At 64.9% G+C, this 18,930-nt stretch carries 17 protein-coding genes; 6 read left to right on the top strand and 11 right to left on the bottom strand.

The window, feature by feature from the left end; all coding sequences use genetic code 11:
• Positions 1-488 precede the first annotated feature (488 nt).
• Positions 489-1,633 (top strand): IS3 family transposase gene (locus tag ACYR7D_RS05800; protein ID WP_459545742.1). Its coding sequence is split into 2 segments (ribosomal slippage): positions 489-768 and positions 768-1,633, totalling 1,146 coding nucleotides; the frame shifts between segments, so codons are not numbered across the junction.
• Positions 1,634-1,650: 17 nt separating this feature from the next.
• Here the strand turns inward: ACYR7D_RS05800 and ACYR7D_RS05795 are convergent.
• The gene (locus tag ACYR7D_RS05795) at positions 1,651-2,073 is read right to left on the bottom strand and encodes a TnsA-like heteromeric transposase endonuclease subunit (protein WP_459548592.1); all 423 of its coding nucleotides are present in this window, start codon (positions 2,071-2,073) and stop codon (positions 1,651-1,653) included.
• 337 nt (positions 2,074-2,410) lie between these two features.
• Here ACYR7D_RS05795 and ACYR7D_RS05790 point away from each other — a divergent pair, with 337 nt between their 5' ends.
• Complete coding sequence (locus ACYR7D_RS05790; protein WP_459548591.1) at positions 2,411-2,854, top strand: PaaI family thioesterase; 444 nt, start codon at positions 2,411-2,413, stop codon at positions 2,852-2,854.
• A 15-nt stretch (positions 2,855-2,869) separates the two neighbouring features.
• Here ACYR7D_RS05790 and ACYR7D_RS05785 read toward each other — a convergent pair whose 3' ends face one another.
• The 4 genes from ACYR7D_RS05785 to ACYR7D_RS05770 form a co-directional block, all read right to left on the bottom strand.
• Positions 2,870-3,442: a MarR family winged helix-turn-helix transcriptional regulator gene (locus ACYR7D_RS05785; protein WP_459548590.1), complete on the bottom strand. Its 573-nt coding sequence runs from the start codon at positions 3,440-3,442 to the stop codon at positions 2,870-2,872.
• Positions 3,443-3,522: 80 nt separating this feature from the next.
• Complete coding sequence (locus tag ACYR7D_RS05780) at positions 3,523-5,085, bottom strand: acyl-CoA synthetase (protein WP_459548589.1); 1,563 nt, start codon at positions 5,083-5,085, stop codon at positions 3,523-3,525.
• Between the two features lie 13 nt (positions 5,086-5,098).
• Complete coding sequence (locus ACYR7D_RS05775; RefSeq protein ID WP_459548588.1) at positions 5,099-6,034, bottom strand: amidohydrolase family protein; 936 nt, start codon at positions 6,032-6,034, stop codon at positions 5,099-5,101.
• A 27-nt stretch (positions 6,035-6,061) separates the two neighbouring features.
• Entirely contained in the window at positions 6,062-7,399 is a 1,338-nt protein-coding gene (locus ACYR7D_RS05770) for an MFS transporter (RefSeq protein ID WP_459548587.1), read from the bottom strand.
• Positions 7,400-7,592: 193 nt separating this feature from the next.
• Here ACYR7D_RS05770 and ACYR7D_RS05765 point away from each other — a divergent pair, with 193 nt between their 5' ends.
• The 4 genes from ACYR7D_RS05765 (at position 7,593) to ACYR7D_RS05750 (ending at position 12,098) form a co-directional block, all read left to right on the top strand.
• Positions 7,593-8,282 (top strand): IclR family transcriptional regulator, encoded by a 690-nt coding sequence (locus ACYR7D_RS05765; RefSeq protein ID WP_459548586.1) that lies wholly within the window; start codon positions 7,593-7,595, stop codon positions 8,280-8,282.
• A gap of 230 nt (positions 8,283-8,512) precedes the next feature.
• Entirely contained in the window at positions 8,513-10,285 is a 1,773-nt protein-coding gene (gene mhpA, locus ACYR7D_RS05760) for a bifunctional 3-(3-hydroxy-phenyl)propionate/3-hydroxycinnamic acid hydroxylase MhpA (RefSeq protein ID WP_459548585.1), read from the top strand.
• Entirely contained in the window at positions 10,282-11,154 is an 873-nt protein-coding gene (locus tag ACYR7D_RS05755; protein ID WP_459548584.1) for an alpha/beta fold hydrolase, read from the top strand. The genes mhpA (ACYR7D_RS05760) and ACYR7D_RS05755 overlap by 4 nt, the downstream gene beginning before the upstream one ends.
• Positions 11,151-12,098 carry a 3-carboxyethylcatechol 2,3-dioxygenase gene (locus ACYR7D_RS05750; protein ID WP_459548583.1) on the top strand — a complete coding sequence of 316 codons (948 nt, stop codon included), beginning with the start codon at positions 11,151-11,153 and terminating at the stop codon, positions 12,096-12,098. Before ACYR7D_RS05755 ends, ACYR7D_RS05750 begins: the two co-directional genes overlap by 4 nt.
• Before the next feature lie 54 nt (positions 12,099-12,152).
• On the opposite strand, the gene ACYR7D_RS05745 is transcribed toward ACYR7D_RS05750, so the two are convergent.
• From ACYR7D_RS05745 to ACYR7D_RS05720, 6 genes are all read right to left on the bottom strand, one after another.
• Positions 12,153-13,250: an MBL fold metallo-hydrolase gene (locus ACYR7D_RS05745; RefSeq protein WP_459548582.1), complete on the bottom strand. Its 1,098-nt coding sequence runs from the start codon at positions 13,248-13,250 to the stop codon at positions 12,153-12,155.
• A 26-nt stretch (positions 13,251-13,276) separates the two neighbouring features.
• Positions 13,277-13,822 carry a TetR/AcrR family transcriptional regulator gene (locus tag ACYR7D_RS05740; protein ID WP_459548581.1) on the bottom strand — a complete coding sequence of 182 codons (546 nt, stop codon included), beginning with the start codon at positions 13,820-13,822 and terminating at the stop codon, positions 13,277-13,279.
• A 124-nt stretch (positions 13,823-13,946) separates the two neighbouring features.
• A complete protein-coding gene (locus tag ACYR7D_RS05735) occupies positions 13,947-14,981 on the bottom strand; it encodes an amidohydrolase family protein (protein WP_459548580.1) in 1,035 nt (344 codons plus the stop codon).
• A gap of 5 nt (positions 14,982-14,986) precedes the next feature.
• Positions 14,987-16,126 carry an amidohydrolase family protein gene (locus ACYR7D_RS05730; RefSeq protein WP_459548579.1) on the bottom strand — a complete coding sequence of 380 codons (1,140 nt, stop codon included), beginning with the start codon at positions 16,124-16,126 and terminating at the stop codon, positions 14,987-14,989.
• 52 nt (positions 16,127-16,178) lie between these two features.
• Positions 16,179-17,912 carry a bifunctional 3-(3-hydroxy-phenyl)propionate/3-hydroxycinnamic acid hydroxylase MhpA gene (gene mhpA, locus ACYR7D_RS05725; RefSeq protein ID WP_459548578.1) on the bottom strand — a complete coding sequence of 578 codons (1,734 nt, stop codon included), beginning with the start codon at positions 17,910-17,912 and terminating at the stop codon, positions 16,179-16,181.
• Positions 17,909-18,925 (bottom strand): VOC family protein, encoded by a 1,017-nt coding sequence (locus ACYR7D_RS05720; RefSeq protein WP_459550040.1) that lies wholly within the window; start codon positions 18,923-18,925, stop codon positions 17,909-17,911. Before ACYR7D_RS05720 ends, mhpA (ACYR7D_RS05725) begins: the two co-directional genes overlap by 4 nt.
• Positions 18,926-18,930: the final 5 nt, after the last annotated feature.

Below are 18,930 nucleotides of genomic sequence, written 5' to 3'. Positions count from 1 at the left end.
TACCGGTGTGGCTGCGCAGTATGTCACCCGCCGGAGATCGGGCCTGTTGTTACGGCATTTGCTCGATGGCGCGGATCTCAGTGAGGAGGTCTTGGGCCAGGATTGTGATGGCGTTCGAGACCTGATCGGGGCCTTCTCCAGTGTCGGTGGCTCGGCGAGGGATTGTCGATCGTCCAGGGACGCCTCCAGGTCGTCGGCTATCTGCTCAAGGGCGCGTTCTCATGAACCGGCCATATTCCGATGTCTGCGGATAGCTCTGAACTGCGGAAATCTGTGGTTCGCGGGGCGGGCATGTTGACGAGACCGGCTGCCCGCGTTTCGTCGAACTCGACCATCCCTGGAGGGCGCAGGTATGAAGAATGTTCGGGAAATTCGTCTGTTCCGTTCGCAACGGAACAGACGAATTTCCCGAACATAGGTCGGGACTGCCCCCGGTTTGGTTGACTCCTGACCTGTGAGGATCGCTCCTCGCTGGAAGGATGTCCCTCATGCCGAAGCCATATCCCGAAGAGTTCCGCCGTGACATCGTCGCGGTCGCCCGTAAGGGCGAGATCTCGTTGACCCAGATCGCGAAGGACTTCGGAATATCGCAGAGCTGTGTGAAGAACTGGCTCAAGCAAGCCGATATCGACGACGGCCACCGGCCCGGCGCCACCCGTGACGAGTCGGCCGAGCTGCGCGAAGCGCGTAAACGGATCCGTCAGTTGGAACAAGAAGCCGAGGTCATGCGCCGCGCGGTCGCCTATTTCTCGCGTGACGTCAACCCAAAATGAGTTACCCGCTGGTCCTCGACCTGGCCGCTGACGGTATCCCCGTCGCGGTGACCTGCCGGGTACTCGGCTTCTCCACCCAAGCGTTCTATAAATGGAAACGATGCCCTGTCTCGCAACGCGATTGGGACGACGCCCATCTGATCAACGCCGCTCTCGACATCCATGCCGACGACCCGGCTTTCGGCTACCGATTCATCGCCGACGAGCTGCCTGCCCGCGGTATCCGTGCGGGCGAGAACAGGGTCCACCGGTTGTGTTCAGCCCAGCGGATCTGGAGTGTGTTCGCCAAGAAACGCGGCCTGAACCGCAAGGCCGGCCCGCCGGTCCACGACGACCTCGTCGGACGCCACTTCACTGCCGCCGTTCCGGACGCGGTGTGGTTGACAGACATCACCGAGCACTGCACCGGTGAAGGAAAACTGTATTTATGCGCTGTCAAGGACGTGTTCTCCAACCGGATCGTCGGGTATTCGATCGATTCGCGGATGAAGGCGTCGTTGGCGGTGTCGGCACTGAACCATGCCGTCACTCTCCGAGCGCCTACCGCGACGATCGTCCACTCCGACAGGGGCAGTCAATTTCGCTCTCGGAAGTTCGTGAACGCATTGTCGAGCAATGGATTACGAGGTTCGATGGGCAGAGTCGGGGCGTGTGGTGACAACGCTGCTATGGAGTCGTTCTTCGCGTTGCTGCAGAAGAATGTTCTCGACCGGGAGCGGTGGGCGACCCGCGACGAGCTCCGGATGGCGATCGTGGTCTGGATCGAGAAGACCTACCACCGCACCCGTCGGCAACGCCGACTCGGCCGCCTCACCCCGATCGAGTTTGAGACAATAAACCGGCCCGCACTCGCGGCCTGAAAGACCAAACCCGCGAGTCAACCAAACTCACAGCAGTCCCGCTCCTGTTGAAACCTCGCGGGCTTGACATCGACCACAACGAACGAGCCCGAATCCAGCTTCAACAGCAGATCGGGCACATGCCGACGAACAGCAGTACCATCGCGACCCCACAACCAGAACGGCTGCGCGGCCAACCACACGACATGCGGATCGAAATCAGCAAGCCACAGCCGGCCCAACTCCAGGCGGCTCTCGTAGTGGTGCTGAGTCTCTGTGGTCGAGGACCAGAAGACGCCGGTGTAGTGCTTCTTCCCCGCCTCGGTATGGACCCGCCGCACCGGCAGACCGTGCACGAGCAGCTCTGCGTCCGCTGAACGCACGTCCGTGTCCGCCCGGCCGAGCTCCTCGGTCGCGTAACTCAGTCCCACCTCCAGCACGGAGGGGATCCGCGCGGACACCCCTCCATGGTCTCACCTGCGACAAGAGATGAGAAGGGGCGACAAGTTACCGACAGAAACATGAGAGAACGACACCGCGAATGAGAATCTACATGGCGTCTAGATTCTCGGTTAACTTGTCGCGCACCATCTGCGCATTATCAGGATCCTGTCTCCAGGGCTTTCTCGCTAACTTGTCACGGATCAGATGTATCTCGCGGTGGTGCTCTATACCGCGAGAAAGTACAGGTCATGGTCCTGTGCTTGCGCTTCGGGAGCCTATTGTGCGTTCTTTGCTCTGTGTGGGGCTCTCCCGTATCCTAGATTGTCAGTGATCTGACAATCTAGGAGGTTGGGGATGCTCGGCGAAAGCCTGCGAGTCGTCTCGCCGGAAGCGGTCGCGCAGGCTTTGATGGCTGGTGACCACTGTGCCCAGGCGCATGGGATCGAGTGCCGGACGGTCGGCGAGGGCTATTCGGTCATGGCGTTGACGGTGCGGCCCGATATGACGAACACTCTCGGCATCTGCCACGGTGGGATCATTTTTCTGCTCGCCGACACTGCACTCGCTTATGCCGCGAGTGCCACGAACCACGCCAACGTCACCACCAGTGCCAGCGTCTCGTATGTCGCGGCCGCCAAGTTGGGTGATGTGTTGGTCGCCGAGTGTCGTGTGGTCAGTCAGTCGGGGAAGGCCGGGGTCTACGACGTGTCTGTTCGTGGCGCGGACGAGCAACTCGTGGCGGTGGCGCGAGGCCAGCTGTTGCGTACCGGAGCGAGTATCGTGCCTGCTCTTCGATGAGCCGGCGTCCTCTCGTTACGGAGCGGTGCGCTTGGACTGGGTGATGCGCATGGCGATGCGGTCGAGAAGCTTCTTGAGCAAGTCGCGTTCGTCGCGTGTCAGGCCACCGAACCACTCGGTTTCCAGCGCATTCTGCTGTGTGAAGGCGGAATCGATCGCTTCGAGGCCTTTGGGGGTCAGCGTGACCGTGATCAGACGTTTGTCGGTGCTCGAGCTGCGTTCGCGGTGCACGAACCCATTGTTTTCGAGGTTGGCGAGGACGGTAGAAGCTGTTTGTCTCGTGACCGCGGCCAGTCTCGCGATATCGCGTGCTTCGATCTCGCCGAACAGCCAGATCATGTACATGATGTGGAAACCGCTCCAGCTCCAGCCCTGAGGTCGGTGGATCAGCTTCTCTGATTGCTGCATGTGCACCGTCGAGGTGCGGATGAGTGCCAGCCCGAGTGCCACCGCTTGGTCGTCGAGGCCGGGGTGACGTTCGCGTGTCAGCTGGGCGGCGATTTCACCGAACTCCGACCCGCTGACCGAAGACGGTGACACGCTGGGCTTTTCCGTTGACTTCATCGGTTCTTGCCCTGCCCTTTTCATGGTCTGATGATATTGCTTAGACATCGGGATGCTCGCCGCCGGACGTGCTCGGTGTCGCAGCACTGCCCGGCGGCGGCGCGCTAAACCCCGGCGTTCTGGGCGATGGAAGGTTGCGTGGACAGCGATTCGCGCAGGTGATACTTCACGATTTTTCCGCTGGGATTGCGGGGAAGCTCGGCGGCGATCTGCAGCCGTGTCGGTAGTTTGTAGCGGGCGAGGGTGGCGCCGGCGAACGCGCGGAGCTGCTCCAGCGTCATCGGCTCACTGCCCGGCTTACAGACCACGACCGCGGTGACCGCTTCCCCCCAGCGTTGGTCGGGTAGGCCGATCACGGCGACTTCAGCGATGTCGGGGTGGGCGAACAGGACGTTCTCCACCTCCGCGGGGTAGACGTTCTCCCCACCGGAGATGATCATGTCCTTGATCCGGTCCACGACGAACAGGAAGCCGTCTTCGTCCCGGTATCCGACGTCACCGGTGTGGAACCGACCGTGCCGATCGATCGCGCGGGCTGTCTCGTCCGGCCGATTCCAGTACCCGGTGGTCACATTGGGTCCGGTGACGCAGATTTCGCCTCGCCGATGTGGTTCGTCGATGATTTTGCCTTCGGGATCGAGGAGGTTGACCTCGGTGAGCAGCGGTGAGGTGCCGGCCGACCCGAGTTTGGTCAGGGCGTGTTCGGCGGTGAGGAAGCTGGCGCTGGGCGCGGTTTCGGTGAGCCCGTAGCCCTGCAGCATCTGGATACCGCGGTCGATATAGGTCCGGAGTAGCTGTTCGGGGACCGGGGCGCCGCCACAGATCGCCATGCGGAGGCTGCTGAGGTCGGCGGCCTCGAAGCTTGCGTGTTGGCTCATGAAGGAGAAGATCGCCGGGACACCGAACATGGTGGTGACACGGTGCCCGGCGATTGCGTCGAGGCAGGCGCCGGCGTCGAAGTTGCGCTGGAGAAGGACTTCGCCGCCTTTGAACCAGGTGGTGAAGGTGGTGACGTTGAGACCGGCGATGTGGAAGAGAGGGGCGGCGACGAGGGTTACGTCATCGGCCAGGACATCGAACTGCGACAGCAGGTTGATGTTGCTCCACCACAGGTTGGCGTGGCTGAGGATGACACCTTTGGGTTGGCCGGTGGTGCCGGAGGTGTACATGAGAATCGCGGTGTCCTCCGGCGCGACGTCCTCGGGCGTCGGAAGCGGCTCGTATCCGCTGATCAGGGAGTCGTACGTTTCCCAGCCGGACGCGGTGGTGCCGACGACGATGTGACTGAGAGTGGACAACTCCGGTCGGAGTGCGGTGAGCGTCGCCTGGTGTTCGGCGTCGGTGACGAGTGTGTGAGCTCCGGCGTCGGTGAGGATGAACGCCAGTTCCGGTGGGGCGAGCCGGAAGTTCAAGGGAACGAATATCGCGCCGATGCGGGCGGCGGCGAGCAAGGTTTCCAGGAATGCCGGCTGATTCGCCCCGAGAAATGCGACGCGGTCCCCACGGCCGAGGCCGCGCGCATGCAGCGCCGCAGCGAGGCGATCGATTCGATCGAGCAGTTCACCGTAGGTCACGGTTCTGCCTTCGAAGGTCAGGGCCGGTCGCTGTGCTGAACGGGTGGCGCGCGCCGCGAACCAGTGCCCGAGAGCGATATTCGGTGTGGTCATACGGACTCGATCCTTACTTGTTCGCGTTCTGACCGGTTAGCCGTGGAAACAGCCGTTCGGCGTTGCCGCGGTCGACTGCCGTGTGATCGATCTCGGGGTAGGCGTCCAGCGACCGGGTGAAGAAGGTGGCCCGTTCGGCCGGCGCGTAAGGCCAGTCGCTGCCGAAGGTGATGCGGGTCGGGTCGGCGAATGCCAGCAGACTCGGCAGCGCATAGCGCGACCCGGACAGTGCGGTGTCGAAATAGAACTTGCGCAGGATGCGCAGTCCATCCTCGTCCGAACCGTCCGGTGAGGCGACACCGGCGGTGCGTTGTACCGCGTAGGGCAGGAACCCTCCGGCGTGGGAGAGGATCACCTTCAGATTCGGGTACCGATCCATGGTGCCGCTGCGGGCCAGGTTGACCGCGGCCCGGGTTGTATCGAGCAGGAAGTCCACGGCATAGGGCGGGATGCCTGGAACCGGCTCGGCCGGTAGGTGGGACGGGTGGACGAATACCACGGCACCTCGTCGATCGAGTTCGGCGAACAGTGGGTCGAACTCCTTGTCGCCGAGGTAGATGCCCTTCGAGTTCGCCAGTAGAACGACGCCGTCTGCACCCAGCTCGTCGAAGGCGTATTCGGCTTCGGTGAGAGCGCCGTCGACATCGGGCAAGGTCAGGGTGGCGAAGAAACCGAAGCGCCCCGGGTGGTCGGCGACGACTGCGGCGGTGAACTCGTTGAGTTCGCGAGCCAGTGCCCGGCCCTCGGACAGGGTTTCTGCCGGTTCCACGCCGGGGGTGGATACCGAGACGATCGCGGTGTCGATGGCGTTGTTGTCCATCAGTTCGATCGCTGCGGGCGCGGACCATTCGGGGACGGCTCGCCCTCCGGCGGTGAGTCCCTTGTCCAGAAGCCAGGAGCGATACCGCGGCGGGACGATGTGCTGGTGGGTGTCGATGCGGCCGGGCATGATGCCTCCGTTCGGTGGGTGGGGGATCTATCGGCTGGGCTGGACTTCGGTAAGGGGTTCGCGTGGCTCGCCGGGGGTGTTCATGATGCGTTTGGGCACCATCGCCACGACCCCGGCACCGATCAGAGCCGGTATTGCCAGGGCGTAGAACTTCGCGTCGAACCCGAGGCCCATAGAAACGAGGATTCCGAGGTAGGTCGGTCCGAGAATGCCGCCGATCCTGCCGATGGACAGGTTCAGCCCGAGTCCGGTAGCGCGGACCTCGGTGGGATAGTAGCCGCCGACGAAGGCGTTGATCAGGGTCTGCAGGCCTGTCGTGCCCAGACCGACAACCGCGACCAGAAGGTAGGCGAGGACAACCGGTGGCGTTGTCGCCAAAAGCGTCAAGGCCACGCTGGAGGCCAGGAAGGTACAGGCGACAACCAGTTTCTCTCCGAACCGGTCGGCCAGATGCGCCGCGGTCAGCACACCGACCACCGCGCCACCTTTGAGAGCGATGAGGAAGCCGAGCGAGGCCGAGACCCCGTAGCCGGCCGACCGCATCAGATCGGGCAGCCAGGTGCTCACCCCGAAGGTCAGCAGCAGGCAGAAGAAGGTCGCGACCCAGAACAAGACGGTGCTGAGCGCACGCCCGTCGCGGAACACGGCCATGAAGCGGTCGGCGGTCTTGCCAGTGTGGACCACCGGCGGTGCGGTGGTCTCAGCGGCCGCCAAAGCGACACCGTGCCGCCGGGCGAGCGCTTGGGCGTCGTCGATGCGGCCCATCGCCCGCAGGATCGTGATCGACTCGGGCAGGAAACGGAACAGGAACGGCACCACGAACAGCAACGGCAGCGCGCCCACGACACACATGGCCCGGAATCCGAACGCGGGTACCAGCCATATCGCCAGCGCTCCGGCCAGCATGCCGCCCGCGCCGACGCCGATGAATCCCAACGCCATATTGCGGTTGCGGCGCCCCTCGGGCGCGAATTCGAGCAGCGTGGCGGTCACGGTGGGCATGACCGCGCCCGCACCGAGACCGACGAAGAAACGCAGAATCAGGAAAATCTCGGGGTTGGGTGCGAACGCAGCCAGCGCCATCGCGGTCGAAAAGGTGACCACGGCGGCGATGATGACCGGTCGCCGGCCGATGCGATCGGCGAGCGCCGCGGCGCTCAACGCCCCGCACAGCATGCCGACGACCGAGGCCGAACCCATGTAGCCGATCATCGACGCGGTCAGCGACCATGCCTCGTATTCGCGCAGCGAGGGCACTATGCTGCCGAACATCGCCAGGTCATAGCCCTCGCAGATCAGAATGGCGAAGCAGACGGCGATCACCGACCAGCCGCCGGACACAGCTCTCTTGTCGTTCGTTGTCATCAGGTAACTCCCGGAACAGCCCTGTTCGGGCAGGTATGAGAAACACGCGGTGCGCCTACGAGGGCCGTCGAACACGCGTCGCGACCACAGAGTGACACCAGTCACCAGAGTCTGTCAATGCTCTGACAGTCAGGCATATGCATTCACGCGGGGCGCGACCGGGCGCGACCCCATGCTCGACATACAGTGAACTGTGGCTTCCCCCGACAGCGTTCCGGCGACCCGCGCCACCGGCGCACAGACCCTTGCGCGAGGCCTTCGCGCAGTTGAACTCATCGCCCATACTCCGACCGGCATGACGATCCAGGACGTCGCAGACGAGTTGGGTGTCCACCGCAGCATCGCCGCCCGGCTCCTGACCACGATCTCGGAATTCCGCTGGATAAGCCGCGGCCCCGACGGCCGCTACCGGGCCGGTGGCGGCCTGGCCGCCCTGGCCCGCGAGGTCTATGCGGCCCTGCGCGATCAGGCGACGCCGGCCATGCGCAGCCTCGCCAACAAGCTCGGTGCCAGCGTGGCGCTGTTCGTGGCAGAAGGTGAGGAAGCCGTAGCCGTGGCCGTGGTCGAACCGTCCGACAGTCCGGTGCGCGTGGCGTTCAGGCAGGGCGGGCGCCACCCACTAGGCCGCGGAGCGGCCGGATACGCCCTTCTGTCGGCGCTCCCGGCGCGCCCCGGCGAGGACGCGAAGGTGGCCGAAGGTCGCCGGCTCGGCTACGTCATCACCCACGGCGAGGTCGCGCCCGGCTTCTGGGGCCTTGGCGTGCCCCTGACCCGGCCGAACGGCGAACAGGCGGCCTGCCTCACCTTGATCAGCCCGTCCCGGGAATTGATCGAGGACGCCACCTCACTCACGGTCCGAGTCGCCGCAGAACTCAGCGTTTAGTTCCCGGTCGACTCCAGGACCGCTCCCGGATTCACCTCGGGTTTTGAGGTCTATCGCGATCTGAAATTTGTCAGGGCATTGACAATTTTGAGCTCTGGTGTTCATATAGAGACTGTTCATGTGCAAATAACGCGCGAGGTTGGACGCTCCGGGCCGGGAGCGCCGCCATCGCCGGCACGTAACCGATCTTGTGCGCGCGCATCGGGATGCGCAGTCGCAGGCAGGGAGTCATGGCTATCACCCACGACAGTGAAGTCGTCATCGTCGGCGCGGGCCCCGCGGGATTGATGCTCGCCAATATCCTCGGCATGTACGGCCGTACGGTCACCGTTGTCGAAGCGCGCGATCGGCTCATCGACTACCCACGCGGTGTCGGGCTCGACGACGAATCGTTCCGCACCATCCAGACCGTCGGCTTGGTCGAGAAGGTCCGCCCCCACACCAACCCGCACCACATCATGCGACTGGTCAACGGGGCGGGAAAAGTCGTTTTGGTCAACGATCCGCAAACCGACGAATTCGGATGGGCACGCAAACACGGGTTCATCCAGCCCGAGGTCGACCGGGCGCTCTACGAGGGACTGCTCCGCTTTCCGCACGTCCAGGTGCACTTCGGGCATCTGGTCGAGGACGTTGTCGAAGATCCTGACTCGGTGACCGCACATGCCGTGGTCACCGGCGAGGACGGTGCTCCCCGGCAGTCTGCGTTCCGCGGCCGATTCCTCATCGGCTGCGAAGGCGGTAAATCGCCGACGCGCAAACGGCTGGGTATCGGTTTCGAGGGCGAGTCCCCGTCGACGCGGTGGCTGGTTGTCGATGTCGCCAATGACCCGCTGGGAACGCCGAACGTCTTCCTCGGTGCCGATCCGAAACGACCGTATGTGTCCATCGGGCTGCCGCATGCCGTGCGGCGCTGGGAATTTATGCTTTACGACGGCGAAAGCGATGAACAGGCCACCGATCCCGCGTTCATCAATACCCTTCTCACAAGCCATGTTCCCGACCCGGCAGGCCTGGAATTCATTCGCTGCCGTGTGTTCACCCATCATGGGCGGGTCGCGTCGAATTTCCGCCGTGGAAGGCAACTGATCGCCGGGGACGCTGCCCACCTCATGCCGGTGTGGATGGGGCAGGGCTGGAACTCCGGGATGCGTGATGCCACCAATCTGGGCTGGAAGCTCGCTGCCGTGCTCGGCGGGCAAGCCGGTGAAGACCTACTCGACACCTACACCACCGAACGCCGCGATCACGCGCGCGCCATGGTCGATCTATCACTGACCTTCGGGAAGTTCATCAAGATCACCAACCCGGTCGCTGCTACCGCGAGAGATGCCGTGGCCTCGGCGCTGAACTTTTTCCCGCAGGTCAAGAGCTATTTCGCCGATATGCGATTCAAGCCGATGCCGAGGTACACCCAGGGCGTGCTGGCCGACCCGAGCACCCGGGAGTCCGGCAGGGCGCGAGCGCGCATCACTAGCAGCCTCATGCCGGTCCGCACAGCCAATACCCGGGTTTCGCCGGTCGGCGTGCAGTTCCCGCAACCCCGGGTCAACACGCGCACGGCTTCCGATGTCCTGTTCGACGACGCGATCGGAAACTGGTGGGCGGTCCTCGCCTGGGGCAACAGTCCGAAAGATCTACTGCCGCAACGTTCGCTCGATCAGCTCGCGGCGCTCGGTGCGCGCCTGGTGGCGGCAGTCCCGGAATCTCAGCGGAGCTGGGCAGAGAAGTATATGGACGACGATGTGCTCGTCGTGGGCGATCACACCGGCCGGTTGAAGCGGTGGTTCGACGACCGGCCCACACCGATGGTGTTCCTGCGCCCGGACCGATTCGTGGCCGGCGCCTGCCTTGCCCAGCACGGTCCCGCCACGCTCGATGCGGTCTTACAGGCCATGTCGTTCACCGGACAACTCCTCGAAGCCTCGCAGGCACGATCGCACGAACTCACGGCACGTTCTGCACCGGCACCCGTCACACCGGAAGGGACCCGCATTCGATGACGCTCGACATCCCCGCCTACACCACCGACCCGTTCTTCGGCCTCTCCGACCAATGGCTGGAAACCGCGCCCGGGGAACTGACCCACTACCACGAGCTGGGCGAAGGAACCCCGATACTGTTCCTGCACGGATCCGGCACCGGAGTCACCGCCGCCGCGAACTGGTGGCTCAACCTGCCCGCACTCAGCGAACACGGCCGCTGCATCGCCATCGACTCGATCGGCTACGGACAAACCCTGGTTCCCGAAGGTACGGAATACGGGATTCGGGAATGGGTCCGGCACGCGGTGCGTGTGCTCGACGCACTTGGGATCGAGAAAACCTGGATCGTCGGTAACTCGCTGGGCGGGTGGCTGGCCTTCCAGTTCGCCATCGACTTCCCCGAGAGGCTGTTGGGCATCGTCTCGATGGGCACCGGCGGAGCGAAAATGACCGGTGCACTTGCCTCGCACGCCAACCCGAACCTCACCGAAGAAGGCATCCGCAAGACCCTGGAACTGTTCGTGGTCGATAAATCGCTGGTCACCGACGAGCTGGTCGCCCTGCGCTACCAGTCCGCGCTCAACGACACCGCCTCGGATCGGCTCGCGCGCGTGGTGGCCGCCAGAGATCGCGACCGCGACCGCCTGCCGTTGGATTTCGACGCGCTCGGCCGGCTCGAACTCCCGGTCCTTCTCATCCACGGCGCCCAAGATGTCGTGATCCCGGTGTCACGAACGTGGGACCTGCTCACGGTGATCCCGCACGCCGACACCCACATCTTCAGTCAATGCGGACACTGGTCCCAGGTGGAACGAGCCACAGACTTCAACATGATCGTCGGCCAGTACCTCGCCTCCCACGAAGCCGCCGACGGGTCGGCCGCGTGACCCGGCAGGCGCTGCTGTGCATGTCCCACAGCCCGCTGCTCGACCACGCCCACCCGGCAGAGGAGACGAAGGCTGCCGTCGCCGCAGCGTTCGCCCACGCCCGCGCCTTCGTCCACGATTTCGACCCCGACATCATCGTCAACTTCGGCCCCGACCACTACAACGGCTTCTTCTACGACCTCATGCCGCCGTTCTGTATCGGCTATCACGCCCGCGGCGCCGGAGACTACGACTCCTACAGCGGAACACTCGACGTCCCTACCGGGCTCGCAGAACAACTCACCCAGCACTTGCTCGATCACGACCTCGACGCCGCGATCTCCCGGCAGATGGTGGTCGATCACGGCGCCGTCCAGCCGCTGGAAATCGTCTTCGACGGCAATCCAGCGGCCAAGCCGGTCATACCCGTGTTCGTCAATTCCGTCGCGCGCCCGTTCGTGAAGATGGCTCGTGTCCGCAGGTTCGGACAGGCGATCGGCTCCTTCTTCCGAAACACCGATCACCGCGTGTTGTTCCTGGGATCCGGTGGGTTGTCCCATGACCCACCCGTGCCCCAGATCGCGACTGCCACCGACCGCCAACGTGCCCTACTCGTCGACGGTCGCAATCCGACTCCCGAAGCGCGCGCGGCCCGGCAGGCCAACACAATCGACACCGCCCGGAGATTCGCGGCCGGCACAGCCGACATCATGGACCTCAATCCAGCCTGGGATAAGGCGTTCCTGGATGTGTGCCGCAGCGGCCGGATCGAAGAGTTCGACGGCTACGACGCCGACGAGATGGACGCTGTCGCCGGGCATTCCTCCCATGAGGTCCGCACCTGGGTCGCCGCCTACTCAGCACTGCGCAGCTGCGGTGAATATGTGCTCGACTACCAGTTCTACCAACCGATCCGCGAGTACATCGCGGGATTCGCTGTCACCACCGCGACCCTGCGCGACTGACCGATCCGGAACAGGCACGCTACTGCCCTCGGTACCAGCGCTGTTCCGCGAAAGTCAGATGACCACGAGCGTTCCGTCGCGGCCCAGCGTGATCTCACCGTCGAAGTAGTCGTCCATACCGGCGACGAACATTCGCCGTGCAAAGAAATTGTTCGGATAAGGCGTCAAATGGGTGAGGACCAGGTGTTTCACGCCTGCCTGCTGCGCCTGCTTCGCCAGCGCGATGGTGTCGGCGTGGTAGTCGATCGTCCGCTCCGCGACATCGGCGTCGTGGGTCTGGCCTAGTTCACGCATCACCGGTAGCGCACGGCGGACCAGGTGGGTCGCGTAAGCCTCGTGGACGACGACGTCGGCGTCGCGCATGGCCGGCAGGTTCTGCCGTGCAACGAGGGTATCGCCGCTGATGAAGACCTTCTTGCCGCGATAGGTGAGGACGTAGCCGTACGCCGGCTCGACCGGGTCGTGAACGACGCGCACCGCATCGATCGTGACACCGCCTTCGTCGTACACGCGGGTGGAGTCCTGGCCGCGGGGGAGGTCGATCTGGAGAGGGACCGCTTGCGCTGCGGCATGCGCGGTGGCGAGATCGTCCATGTGTTCGGTGCGGTAGCCGGTGTCGAGGCTGTACATCGTGTTGCGTGCGTCGATGAGTTCGCGGATTCCGGGCGGGCCCGCGACCTCGACCGGTGTGGTCCGACCCCAGATCCAGCTCTCGTTGACCAAGGTGCCGAGGCCGTTGAAATGGTCGGAATGGAAGTGAGTGAGAAACACGTGGTCGATGCGGGTGATGTCGATGTTCTCCTGGGACAGCGATTTGGTCGCACCCTCGCCTGCATCGAACAGAAACATCTTTCCGCCGGCCGCGACGAGGGTGCAGGCCTGGGCGCGGGCACTGCTGATCTCGGGGGATCCGGTCCCGCAGAGCAGCACTCGCACGTGCTCGGTGTCGTCGAGATAGGAGTTGTCCGGCTGCGCCGAGAGTTGGTTGCGGATCGCCCGGTCGATGATCAGGTCGCGGCCCAGGTAGGTCAGTGCCGCAGCGGCGAGGAGAACGACCGCCCCGGCCCCGAGCAAGATACGGCCGACCCGGCGCCGGGCAGGCGCCCGCGTCGCGGGCGCCGTGTCGGGCAGTGGTGCGGAGGAGTCGGTCATGACGCCAGCCTGCCACTATTGCAGTGTCACTGCAATAGTGGTTCGGTGCCGAGTGCGCTCAACATTCCGCGTCGCACAATTGCTGATGCCTCCGGCTGCGTCCGTCCTGTTCGCGCTACGAGGAAGTGCCGGAACGACCAGTCCGACATCGCCTCTAACAGGTCCAGAGCCTGGTCCGGCGCAGGCTGCGTGCCCAGTTCTGGTGCAAACGCCTCGGCGAGCTGGTCGCGGAACATACTCCGGCGTTTGCCGACCAGGTCGGTCAATTCCTGGGACAGTGGCGCGAACGCCGATTCGGCGGTCCGGATGCCGACCTGGTGGGCGTATAACCGCTCGCCCTGCTCGATGAGCGCGTCGAGCCGGGCAGGTAGCGGATCCCGGGGGGAAATTGTCGCCATCAGGCCGGCCATCCTGCGGGCCTGCTCATGTGCGGCAGCCACCTTGATTTCGTCGAGATCGCGGAAATGCGTGAACACGCTCCGTTCGGACACGCCGGCGCGCGCGGCGATCCGCTTGGCCGTCGGTGCCACGTCTCCGTCGTCGAGCGACGCGAGTGCTGCTTCGACGATCACTCGCCGCGTCCGCTCCGGATCCCGGATCCGTCGTCGGCTCTGCGGGGGCTGCGGTGCGCTCATACGGCCATCCCATCACGCGCCCATCGGTATCTACCGACGCGCGTGATGGGATGGCCGATGGTCAGCGTTTATTGATTGCTCGAGCGATGCCTCGGAAGGCCCGTTGCCGGACGTTCCTGCGCACCCTGTCTCGCAGCGGAATCGCCGGGGGCTGTGGCGCGGACCCGAAACGGGGGAACAAGGCGGCCGCGTTGGTTCGCTCGATGGCTCTGCGGTCGGCGTCGGCGAGGGAGTACTCGTCGAGTCCGGCGTTGAAATACAGCACCGCGGGATCGGGAGCGAAGGGCCAGTCACTGCCGTAGAGCACGTGGCCGGGGCGGGCGAATGCCAGCAAGGTCGGCAATGCGGCGGCGCTGGCCGACAGGGCGGTATCGAAGTAGAAGCCGGCGAAGTCGTCGAGGAGGTCGAGCGGGCTGGTTCCGGTCTGGGTGAAGATTCCCAGCGCCATCCGGTGCGCGGCGTACGGGAGGAACCCGCCCCCGTGGCTGAGCACGAAGCGGATGTTCGGGTATCGCCTGCGGATTCCGTTTCGCACCAGCAGGTACGCCGCGCGGGTGGTGTCGAGCAGGAAATCGGCGGCGAACGGCAGTACCTCCGGTACGGGATCGGACGGTAGATCGGCAGGATGGACGAACACCACCGCCGACCGGTCATTCAGCACACCGAACAACTCGTCCTGCCCCTCGGCGCCGAGGTAGCTGCCGCGGGCATTGCCGAGTAGGACCACTCCGTCGGCGCCGAGCACATCCAGCGCCCGGCGCGCTTCGGCCGCGGCGGCAGGGACATCGGGCATCGGCAGCGTGGCGAAGAACCCGAACTGCTCCGGATGGGCTGTGGCCAGCTCCGCCGCGTAGTCGTTCAGTGCACGGGCCAGCGCCGCCGCCTCGCCGGAATCCGATAGGAACGTTGTGCCGGGTGTGGATACCGACAGCACGGCAGAGGCGATTCCCGCGGTGTTCATCAGCTGCAGTGCGGAGTCGACGCTCCACTCGGGGACCTCCCGGCCGCCGGCCGTCGCTACTCCGTGTTTGCGCAGCGCATCCCGATACACCGGTGGGACGAGATGTTGGTGCACGTCGATACGGTTGTGGGGCATGGTGCTCATCCTCCGACGGCCTCGGCGAGACGGGGAAGCTGACGTAGCGGGTTGTGGCGCTCGATTTCCAGGCGCTGATTCGTGTCGAAGACTTCGCTCAGTCGCGGTGCGGGGTCGTTGTCTCCGGTCTGGGGCAGGGTGGTGGCGCTGAAGGGCCAGTCGGAGCCGAAGACTATGTGGTCGTGGCCGGTGACGGCGAGGGTGGCGGCCATGGCGGCAGGTGAGGCGCTCAGGGCGGTGTCGTAGTAGAAGCGCGAGATCTGGCGCTCGGTATCCAGGAGCGAAGGTTTGGGCAGCTCGGCAGGCCAGGTTTCTCCGGCGGCGGTGTGTGAGGCGACGCCGATCCGGTGGGACAAGAAGGGCAGGGTGCCACCGGCGTGGGCGAGCTGGAAACGGATGTCGGGATACCGTTGAGTCATGCCGGTGGCGATCATCAGAGTTGCCGCGCGGGTGGTGTCGAAGGTGAATTCTTCCAGGAAGTCCGGCAGCGGCAGTTCGGGTTTCGCGTCTGCGGGGATCGCGGCGGGGTGCACGAATACATAGGCTTTGCGTTGGTTCAGCGCGACCATCAGTGGTTCGAACCGCGGGTCGCCCAGGTAGACGCCGTCGTAGGCGGACAGCAGCACCACCCCGTCGAGACGAAGGGTATCCAGAGCGAAGATTGCCTCGTCGATGGCGGCGGGGATATCCGGCATCGGTAGCACGGCGAACGCGCCGAAACGCGTGGGAAACTTCTTGAACAGGTCGGCGGCGTAGGTGTTGCAGTAGCGTGCCATGTCGTTGGCTTCCCGGCCCCGCAGGTAGGACACTCCGGGATCGGAGACCGAGAGGGCTTGGGCCTGGATGCCGTAGTAGTCCATGAACCCGATCGCTTCCTCCGGCGACCAGTTCGGGGTCGGGTAGCCGCCGATGGTGAGATGCCCGTGCTCGATCAGCGACGCGCGGTAGTCCGGCGGCAGGAAGTGAGCATGCAGGTCGATCCGGTAGGAGCCGGTCGGCGGCGGGGACTGTCGACGTAGGTGGGCCTGCGCTTTCGGGGCGCCGAGGCTCGATGCGGCCAGTGCGGCGATGCCCACGGTTCCGGCGGCCGCGCCGCCGAGTAGACGCCGCCGGCTCGTCGAACCAGCGGAGCGAGGGTTGCTCATCAAGGCTAACTTTCTGGTGTCGGACAACAAGTCACAATCGAGGCCAGCGGGTTCAGTCGGAGACCGCAGCAATATCGGAGTGTTCTGCGGGTAGCTGCGCGACCGACGGGACCGACCGCGGAGAGAGACCCAGTTGGTGGCGCAACTGCGCGATCAGTGGCGCGGTGTCCGCACTCGCCGCGGTGCCGAAGACGAACCGGTCCGGACGCAAGAGGACCAGGCCGCCGGGGCCGATCCGCGCTTTGCGGAACCATCCGGTCAACGTACCGGTGTGGTCTTCGACATCGACGATATCGTCGCGTCCATCCCCCGGCTTTCCTTGTGGCCGGCCGCCGAGAGGGTAGACCGTGACGAAGGTGGCCTCCAGGGCGCGCAGCGTGGCGAGGTCAGCGGCGGACAGCGCACGTCGCGGGTCGGCGCCGTAGCCGAGGACTGCGAATCCGATACCCAGGGCATCGTCGAGTCGCTGGTGGCGGCCGTTGTAGGTGCGGACCTCCGGTTGAGGGGCCAGCGTGCCCTCGACACCGCGCAGGATCGGGCGAGGAAGCCCGAGGTAGGCGTCGCGGCGGAAGCGCGGGCGGGGTTTCATCTTCGCGCCCTTGATCCAGCCGCCGAGGCCCGGCACCCGGATCGCAGTCATCAGCCCGATATCGCGCGCTTTCGCCAGGACAGGTTTGTCGAGCGAGACGATGTTCTTGTTGAACACCGACAAGTCGATCATGGCCTTCGCGTGCGGTCGGCGTTCGGTTTCGTAGCTGTCCAGGATCACCGGATCGGCGCTGTGTCGCAGAATCGCGGTGAGCTTCCAGGACAGGTTGTCGGCGTCGCGCACCCCGGAGTTCATACCCTGACCGATGAACTGCGGGGTCATGTGCGCGGCGTCGCCAGCGATCAGGATGCGGCCGTCACGCCAGCGGTCGGCGACCACGGCATTGAACGTGTAGACGAGCTTTCGCAGCACCTCGACCTCGTCCGGGTCGACGTAGCGGGAAATGTGGCGCCGCACGGTCTCCGGGTCCTCCATCTCCTCTTTGGACTGTTCGGCGCGCAGCATGAACTCGAAACGATGATGTCCGCCCGGCTGCGGGCACGACACGATCGGCAGCTCGGGCTCACAGACGAAGTCGAAGTACGGCAGATGCCGGAATGCGTCGATACCGTCGCGGGCTTTCAGATCGACGACGAGCCAACGTTCGGGGAAGCTGGTGCCCGACATCTCGATGCCCAGCCGGGTCCGCACGACGCTGCGGCCGCCATCGCAGCCAATGAGGAATCTCGCGCGTACCCGTTCGGCGGTGCGGGGGTCGGTTGTGGCTTCCCGTTTGCCGTAGCCGGTGCCGGGGCATTCGGCGTGCTCGACGCTGACCAGTTCGCTGTCCTGGTCGAAGTCGGTGACCGCCCGGCCGCGGCGCACCGTGACGTGCGGGTAGCGTGCCAGCGCGCGTTCCAGGGAGGTCTCCAGATAGGGCTGGTAGAGGAAGTTCGATACCGGCCAGCTCAACGGTCGTTCGGTCTCGTTGAACTGGGCGAGGACCTTCCCGTTGCCGCGGACCCACTGCACGGTCGAGTCGACGTTCATATCGGCGGCGAGTTCGTCGGCGAGTTCGGCGGTCTGGAAGATGCGCAGGCATTCGTCGTCGGTGTAGACCGCGCGTGCCAGCCCGTAGTACACCGGTTCGCGTTCGAGGACCAGCACCCGGACTCCGCGGCGCCCGAGCAGGTTGGCCAGGGTCAGGCCGGTGGGGCCGAGACCGACGATGACCACCTCGTAGTCGATTTCGTTCATCGGGGCAGGCTTTCTGTCAGTGCCGGGATCGTGATCTCCGGGGTACGGAGCCGGCGGGCGCCGGTCCGGGCTTGCGCGAGTTTGTCCAGCACGGTCTCCGACACGGTGTGATGGCCCCAGATGCTGATGCCCTGATGGGTCACCGGCTTCCACGCGGCTTCGACGTCGGGGGTGAGCACGAGTGGGTTCCAGCCGACTTCGAGTTCGAACCCCGAGGGGGTGACGCAGTAGAAGGAGAGTTCGCGGTCGTTGGTGTGCTGGCCGACCGACCACGCCATCCGGAAGCCGAGGTCGGTGACCCGCCCGTACGCGGCGAGCATATCGTCGAGCGTCGCGGATTGGATGTTGACGTGCTGTACCCGGGTACGGATCGGGTCGATCTTGATGCCGCGGATATTGGCGACGGCGATCGAGTGGTGTCGTTCGTTGACGCGCAGAAAGCGGATCTTCATCTTCAGTCCGGAGACGTTCTCGTCGATGAAGTCCGACAGGCGTGAATCGAACAGGGTGCGGTAGTAGCCGTGCATCGACTCCGGCTCCCGGGACACGATCGCCACATGCCCCATTCCGGCCTCGCCGGTCACCCAGCCGGAACTGAGCATCCGCAACGGTTCGCTGGTGGTGACCGCGGTCGTGAAGATCTCGGTGGCGATCCCCTTCGGGCCGGGGAACCGCCACAACCGCTCCACCCCACGCAGTGCCGCCTGCACCGCGGTGCCCTCCTCGATCGGCACTCCGCGGTCGCTGACCCGGGCAAGAATACGGTCGAAGGTGTCGTGGTCGTCGACGTGCCAGCCCAAAGCGGTCACATCCTCGGCCGGGCCACGCTGGATCAAGAAACGGCACGCGCGATCGTCGAGCCGGAACCGCAGCGTGTCGGCGTCGAGCTCATCGACGTGCAAGCCGATCGCCAGTGCCCCGAACCGGTGCCATTCGGTGAGCCTGCGCGACTGCACCGCCAGATAACCCAGGTGCACAGCGCCGAACACGGAGGCGTCGCTGTTCGGGCGCAGGAAAT

The organism is Nocardia sp. X0981, from assembly GCF_977089955.1.
Note: the sequence above shows the minus strand (reverse complement) of the source record. Positions and strands in the feature narration are given on the sequence as shown.